The organism is Frondihabitans sp. Leaf304, from assembly GCF_001423105.1.
Taxonomy (GTDB): domain Bacteria; phylum Actinomycetota; class Actinomycetes; order Actinomycetales; family Microbacteriaceae; genus Frondihabitans.
The window spans coordinates 704826-711334 of the sequence record NZ_LMNV01000002.1; the positions used below are offsets into that span (position 1 = coordinate 704826).

Below are 6509 nucleotides of genomic sequence, written 5' to 3' on the forward strand. Positions count from 1 at the left end.
CCCAAGGGTCGGTTCTGGCGGAGTCGGCGGGTGTTCTCGAGAGTGGGCGGGTGCTGCAGCACCCGCCCACACCTCACAACACCCGCCCACTGCAACCGGGCCCGCCGCACGCAGACCGCGACCGATACGCTGATCGGGTGGCCCACGAAGACGACACCGCCCCCGATCACTCAGCCGACCTCGCCCTCGCGCTCCTCCTCGCAGACGAGGCCGACGCCATTGCGCTCGCCCGCTACCGGGCGGCCGACCTCGACGTCTCACTGAAGGCCGACCACACCCACGTCACCGACGCCGACAAGGCTGTCGAGCGCGCGATTCGGGCTCGACTCGAGGCCGAGCGACCCCACGACGCCTTCTACGGCGAGGAGTCCGGCCGCGCCGGCGAGAGCACGAGGCAGTGGATCGTCGATCCAATCGACGGCACCGCGAATTTCCTCCGCGGCGTGCCGATCTGGGCCACACTGATCTCACTCGTGGTGGACGGCGAGCCCGTGGTCGGGGTGGTCAGCGCGCCGGCGCTCGGCAGACGGTGGTGGGGGTCGGCAGGAGCCGGATCCTTCGGTTCTGACATCGGCAAGGCCGCCACTCCCCTGCGAGTGTCGGCGATCGATTCTCTTGCCGACGCGTCGCTCAGCTACAACGGCCTGCAGTACTGGATGAAGGCGGGGCGGGTCGACAACCTTCTCGCGCTGGCCGACCAGGTGTGGCGCACGCGTGCCTACGGCGATTTCTGGTCGTACATGCTCGTCGCCGAGGGCGCTATCGACATCTCGGGCGAATTCGACCTGCAGCCGTACGACATGGCGGCCCTCTGCCCGATCGTGACCGAGGCCGGCGGACGCTTCGGCGGCATCGACGGCGGTGACGGAATCTGGCACGGAAGCGCCCTGGCCACGAACGGCCGGCTGCACGATGCCGTGGTCGCCGCCGTGGCGCCGGTCTCGACCTCACCGCGTGACTCCGTGTGACCCTCACGTCGACCACCGCCACGCTGATGAGCTGGAGGTTCGGAGCGCCCAGGACGCTGCCGACCGGGCCCGCTCCGCTCACCTGACCTGTTCGCGGCGGTGACGCACCCCCGCCTGGCCAGATCAGGCCTGGCATCTAGGGGTTATTTGGCCAACCCGGGGTGCCTCACCCACTCGCACCCCCGGCCGGGCATTCTGCCCCGCCGCACGGGGGTTCCTCGGCCCGCACGGGGGTTCAGGTCCCCTCAGCGGGGTGACGCACCCCCGCCTGGCCAGATCGGGCCTGGCATCAGGGGGTTATCTGGCCAACCCGGGGCGCCTCACAGTCTTGCACCCCCGGCGGGGCTAGACCTCGGGGCGCGACTCCACCGACCGACCGTCCGAGGACGGGGCTGCGCCCGCACCCGCACCACCGACCCGCTTCGCCCGACGCCGCTCGATCAGCGCGTGCACCACGATCGGGCCGACCGAGATCACCACGATCACGATGGCCAGAATGTCGATGTGCTCCGTGATGAACGGGAACCCGCTCAGCAGCGAGCCAATCACGGTGAGGCCCACCGCCCAGAGGAACGCGCCGATCACGTTGAAGAGCAAGAATTTGGGGTATTTGTACCGGCTCGTTCCGGCAGCGAGGGGCACATAGGTGCGCACGATCGGCACGAACCGCCCGAGGATCAGCGCCGGTCCGCCGTAGCGAGCGAAGAAGACTTCGGCACGCTCGAGGTATTCGGTCTTCAGGATCCGGGCGTTCGGCTTGAAGAGACGCCTCCCGAATCGACTCCCCAGGAAGTAGCCCACCTGATCGCCGAGGAATGCGGCGACGAATGCACAGATGGCAATCGTCGCGACGGCGAGGCCGAGTTTGTCGTGCAGGAGGCCGGCTGTGACGAGCAGACTGTCGCCCGGCAGAAAGGGGAACAGAACACCCGACTCGATGAAGATGATGAGAGAGAGGCCGGCGAGGGCCCAGGGGCCGAGGTTTTCGAGCAGGGCCTGAGGGTCGAGGAGCATGCCGCAATCCTGACAGCACTCGATCAGAAACCCCGCAGAACCTGCGTAGAGCGCACAAAGAAAGGGCGCCCGTGTGGGACGCCCTTCTCGGATCCGGAGACATTCACGGAGCACGACAGAGACCGATGGTGGAGATGGGGGGAATTGAACCCCCGTCCATCGCTGAGATTGAACGCCTTCTACGGGTGTAGCCGGATGAGTCGTTCTACTTGGCCCCCACCTTTGCTACCGGCATCTAGGTGGACGAGCCCAGCCCGAGTTTAAGTCCCGTGTCACCCTCTGGCGTAGTGACACAGCAAGCCCTCTAGATGACGTCAGGCTCCGGATAGAAGGCGGTCTCCGGTCTGACGGACTTATGTGGCTCTACTGCTTACGCAGCGAGAGCGAAGTCAGTGCGCGATTTATTGGCACTTATTGTTTTCCAGAGATCGTTTACGAGATAACCCTGGATCCTCGACCCGCTTCTCGTTCGCATACAGGCGATGTCGAAACCGATCATCCCCTCGAGTGGGTCTCTGTCGTGCTCTGTGGAGTTGTCGCGGTTCGTCTTGCCCAAAGGCAATCTGCCACTGATCGGTAGATCACCCGGTCTTCGGCAGGGAACCAGTCTACGTTAGTCGCCCATGTTCCGTCGAGCCGACATGGCCCGGTCAGCCTCGCGTCGGTCGGTCCGTTCGCGCAGGGTCTGCCGCTTGTCGTATTCGCGCTTACCCTTGGCGACCGCGATCTCGACCTTGGCTCGGCCATCGGCGAAGTAAATACGAAGAGGAACGATCGTGTAACCGCCCTCTTTCGTCTTGTGGCTGATTTTGATGATCTGCTGCTTGTGCATCAGTAGCTTGCGCTTGCGTCGGGGCGCGTGGTTGTTCCAGGTGCCCTCGGTGTATTCGGGGATGTGCACGGCGTCGAGCCAGATCTCGCCCCCCTCGATGAAGGCGTAGCCATCGATCAGCGAAGCGCGGCCCTGACGGAGCGCCTTGACCTCGGTGCCCCAGAGCACGATGCCGGCCTCGTAGGTGTCGTCGATGAGGTAGTCGTGGCGCGCACGGCGGTTGCTCGCGACCACTTTCTCGCCGCGGTCGCGATCGGACACGCCTTTTTTCGAGATGGGCCTGGAAGAAGAGTCGGTTGCCATGGTCGTCTCCTTCGAGATACGTCGGGCAGGATCCTGCACCCGGCTTTCGAGCGCAGCCTTACAGTATATGCGCCCACCGACGTTCTCCCCGACCGACCGGGCCTGTGCAAATTCGAAGGAGAAACCCGGCAGCGACCCCGCCCGATCCGCACAAAGTCTTCGCGGCCGGGCAGGATCTCCTTCAAATTCGGAGAACCGGCAGCTACACCTTGAGGTAGCGGCGGATCGCGACACCTGCCGAGAGAGCGGCCAGCGCAGCACCGATCACGATCAGCAGCGGCACGACCACGTAGGTGTCACCCATCGTGACGAACGGCGTCGACGCGAAGTTCTCAGCGAGGTACCCGCGCACGAACACCTTCACGATCAGGATCATGGCCCCACCCGCCAACACCGAGCCCACGAGCGCCGCGATCACGCCCTCGAGGATGAACGGCGTCTGAATGAACCGGTTCGACGCCCCCACCAGCCGCATGATTCCGAGCTCCCGCCGCCTGCTGAACGCCGACAGGCGAATCGTCGTGGCAATGAGCAAGACGGCCGCGATCAGCATCAAGACGGCTATGCCGATCGCCGTGTACGACGCGGCGTTCAGCACCGAGAAGATCGGCTGGAGATAACCGCGCTGATCGACGACGCTCTGCACACCCGCCTGGTTGGAGAGGCTCTCGATCAGGATGTCGGACTGCGAGGGATCCTTGAGGTTCACCCAGAAGGTCTCGTTGAGGTACGACGGCTGCACGAACTCGGTTGCGGGGCTGTCGGCGAACTGCTTCTTGAAGCGGTCGTAGGCATCCTGCTGCGTCTCGAAGTACGACTTCTGAATGTACGGCTTCAGCGTCGACGACTGCAGTTGGGCTTCGACCTGGTCTTTCTGCGCGGTCGTCGCTTTGGCGCCCGTGCAGTTTCCGGTGGTGTCGGTGTCGGTGCAGAGGTACACGGCGACCTGCGCCCTGTCGTACCAATAGCCCTTCATCTGGTTGATCTGCAACTGCAGCAGAGCCGCCGTGCCGACGAACGTGAGCGAGATGAACGTCACGAGCACGACTGAGATGACCATCGAGAGGTTGCGCTTGAGGCCGGATCCGACCTCGCTGAGCACAAGACGGAGCCTCATTTGTCGGCTCCCCACTCGGGAACGGACTGCTGAGCAACGGATTCAGGATCCAGGCGCGGCGCCGGCACGGTCTGCGTCGGAACGCCCTGCACGCGCGGCTGCGCCCCCTCCTGGCCGACCTGCTGAATGGGAACCGCCTGCGTCTGATACCCGCCGGAGCGCTCGTCGCGGATGATGTTGCCGCCAGACAGCTCGATCACTCGCCGCTGCATCTGGTCGACGATTCCGGCGTCGTGGGTGGCCATGAGCACGGTCGTGCCCGAGGCGTTGATTCGGTCGAGAAGAGTCATGATCCCGGCGCTGGTCGAGGGGTCGAGGTTTCCGGTCGGCTCGTCGGCGAGGAGGATCGCGGGGCGGTTGACGATCGCGCGAGCGATGGCGACGCGCTGCTGCTCGCCGCCCGAGAGCTCGTGCGGAAGGCGCTGAGCCTTGCCGGCAAGCCCGACCATCTTGAGCACGTCGGGAACGGCCTCCTGGATGTAGCCGCGGCTCTTGCCGATCACCTGAAGCGTGAACGCGACGTTGTCGAAGACGGACTTCTGCGGAAGCAGGCGGAAGTCTTGGAAGACGACCCCGAGATTGCGGCGGAAGTACGGCACCTTGCGGCTCGAAAGCGTGCCGAGCCGCTGGCCGAGCACGTGGATCTGGCCCTTCGAGGGCTTCTCCTCCTTGAGCACGAGACGCAGAAAGCTCGACTTACCCGAACCCGAGGCGCCGACGAGGAAGACGAACTCCCCCTTCAGGATTTCAAGGGTGACGCCGTTGAGCGCCGGGCGCGGGTTGCCGGCATAGAACTTGGAGACTTCATCGAAGCGAATCATGACGGGGCAACGATAGGTGGCGGGAGCGACGATTCAGTGCAGGCGCGCCCCCTCGGCGAGCCTCGCAATTGGCTGGGAGCGGCCAGGGGGAACCGGCAGGCGGATCCTTCGGTTCTGTCGGGATCTGTGGGCCCGCGTCTCACGCTCGCCCGCCCCAGTAACCCTTGCCGCTGCGGCTCAGTCGTCGGAGCGCTTACGCCAGCGGATGCCGGCCGAGATGAAGCCGTCGAGGTCGCCGTCGAACACGTTCGAGGGGTTGTTCACCTCGTACTCGCTGCGGAGGTCTTTGACCATCTGGTACGGAGCGAGCACGTAGGAGCGGATCTGATCGCCCCAGCTCGCGGTAATGGTGCCGGCGAGCTCTTTCTTCTTCGCGTTCTCGGCTTCTTTCTGCAGGAGGAGGAGGCGCGACTGGAGCACGCGCATGGCCGCGGCGCGGTTCTGGATCTGGCTCTTCTCGTTCTGCATCGAGACGACCGTGCCGGTCGGGATGTGCGTGATGCGAACCGCCGAGTCGGTCGTGTTGACCGACTGGCCGCCTGGGCCCGACGAGCGGAACACGTCGACGCGGATGTCGTTCTCGGGGATGTCGATCGACTCGGTCTCTTCCATCAGCGGAATGACCTCGACGGCCGCGAAACTCGTCTGGCGCTTGCCCGCCGCACCGAACGGCGACATTCGTACCAGGCGGTGCGTGCCCGCCTCGACGCTGAGCGTGCCGAACGCGTAGGGAGCGTCGACCTCGAAGGTGGCCGACTTGATTCCGGCCTCTTCGGCGTAGCTGGTGTCCATCACGCTGACCTTGAAGCCGTGCTGCTCGGCGTAGCGCAGGTACATGCGCAGGAGCATGTCGGCGAAGTCGGCCGCGTCGACGCCGCCCGCCCCTGCACGGATGGTGATAACGGCGGGCCGGGGGGCGTACTCGCCGTCGAGCAGCGTCTGGATCTCGAGGGTGTCCATCATCGACTGGATGTTCTTCAGCTCGACCTGCGCCTCGTCGGCCGACTCCTGGTCGTCGCCCTCATTGGCCATCTCGACCAGCACCTCGAGGTCGTCGAGACGCTGACCGGTCGTGGTGATCTTGTCGAGCTCGGACTTGCGGTGGCTGAGATCGCTCGTGACCCGCTGGGCGTTCTCGGTGTCGTTCCAGAGATCAGGATCCGAGGCCTGCCGCTCGAGCTCGGCGATCTCGCTCTCGAGACGTTCCACACCGATCACGGCGCTGATGTCGGCGAAGGTGGAGCGGAGGGCCGCGATCCGGTCGGAGAAGTCGAGCTCGATCATAGTTATCGAGCTTACCGTTCGGTGCCAGCACGGTCGGGGCCGCCCTGGTGTCGGCGGGTGTTCCTCGGCCCCGACCGGAGTCGGCGGGTGTTCCTCGCCCCGACCGGAGTCGGCGGGTGTTCTTGAGAGTCGGCGGGTGCTTCAGCACCCGCCGACACCTCACAACACCC

The 6509-nt window shown here is 65.2% G+C and carries 6 protein-coding genes and 1 other RNA gene; 1 reads left to right on the forward strand and 6 read right to left on the reverse strand.

What is annotated here, in order from left to right; genetic code table 11:
• Positions 1 to 137 precede the first annotated feature (137 nt).
• Positions 138 to 968 carry an inositol monophosphatase family protein gene (locus ASF54_RS03115; RefSeq protein ID WP_055958695.1) on the forward strand — a complete coding sequence of 277 codons (831 nt, stop codon included), beginning with the start codon at positions 138 to 140 and terminating at the stop codon, positions 966 to 968.
• A 345-nt stretch (positions 969 to 1313) separates the two neighbouring features.
• Here ASF54_RS03115 and ASF54_RS03120 read toward each other — a convergent pair whose 3' ends face one another.
• The 6 genes from ASF54_RS03120 to prfB form a co-directional block, all read right to left on the reverse strand.
• Positions 1314 to 1982 carry a DedA family protein gene (locus ASF54_RS03120; RefSeq protein WP_055958700.1) on the reverse strand — a complete coding sequence of 223 codons (669 nt, stop codon included), beginning with the start codon at positions 1980 to 1982 and terminating at the stop codon, positions 1314 to 1316.
• A 126-nt stretch (positions 1983 to 2108) separates the two neighbouring features.
• Positions 2109 to 2485, reverse strand: a transfer-messenger RNA (tmRNA) gene (ssrA, locus tag ASF54_RS16010).
• Between the two features lie 110 nt (positions 2486 to 2595).
• Entirely contained in the window at positions 2596 to 3117 is a 522-nt protein-coding gene (smpB, locus tag ASF54_RS03125; RefSeq protein WP_055958703.1) for an SsrA-binding protein SmpB, read from the reverse strand.
• 202 nt (positions 3118 to 3319) lie between these two features.
• Positions 3320 to 4234, reverse strand: coding sequence for a permease-like cell division protein FtsX (gene ftsX / locus ASF54_RS03130; protein WP_055958706.1), 915 nt, complete (start codon positions 4232 to 4234; stop codon positions 3320 to 3322).
• Positions 4231 to 5055, reverse strand: coding sequence for a cell division ATP-binding protein FtsE (gene ftsE, locus ASF54_RS03135; RefSeq protein WP_084815901.1), 825 nt, complete (start codon positions 5053 to 5055; stop codon positions 4231 to 4233). Before ftsE ends, ftsX begins: the two co-directional genes overlap by 4 nt.
• A gap of 177 nt (positions 5056 to 5232) precedes the next feature.
• The gene (gene prfB, locus ASF54_RS03140) at positions 5233 to 6339 is read right to left on the reverse strand and encodes a peptide chain release factor 2 (protein WP_055958709.1); all 1107 of its coding nucleotides are present in this window, start codon (positions 6337 to 6339) and stop codon (positions 5233 to 5235) included.
• Positions 6340 to 6509: the final 170 nt, after the last annotated feature.

Excerpts from the sequence above, each read along its gene's own strand:
- ASF54_RS03120 (WP_055958700.1), bottom strand. The coding sequence starts at position 1,982 with ATGCTCCTCGACCCTCAGGCCCTGCTCGAAAACCTCGGCCCCTGGGCC.
- smpB (WP_055958703.1), bottom strand. The coding sequence starts at position 3,117 with ATGGCAACCGACTCTTCTTCCAGGCCCATCTCGAAAAAAGGCGTGTCC.
- ftsE (WP_084815901.1), bottom strand. The coding sequence starts at position 5,055 with ATGATTCGCTTCGATGAAGTCTCCAAGTTCTATGCCGGCAACCCGCGC.
- ftsX (WP_055958706.1), bottom strand. The coding sequence starts at position 4,234 with ATGAGGCTCCGTCTTGTGCTCAGCGAGGTCGGATCCGGCCTCAAGCGC.
- prfB (WP_055958709.1), bottom strand. The coding sequence starts at position 6,339 with ATGATCGAGCTCGACTTCTCCGACCGGATCGCGGCCCTCCGCTCCACC.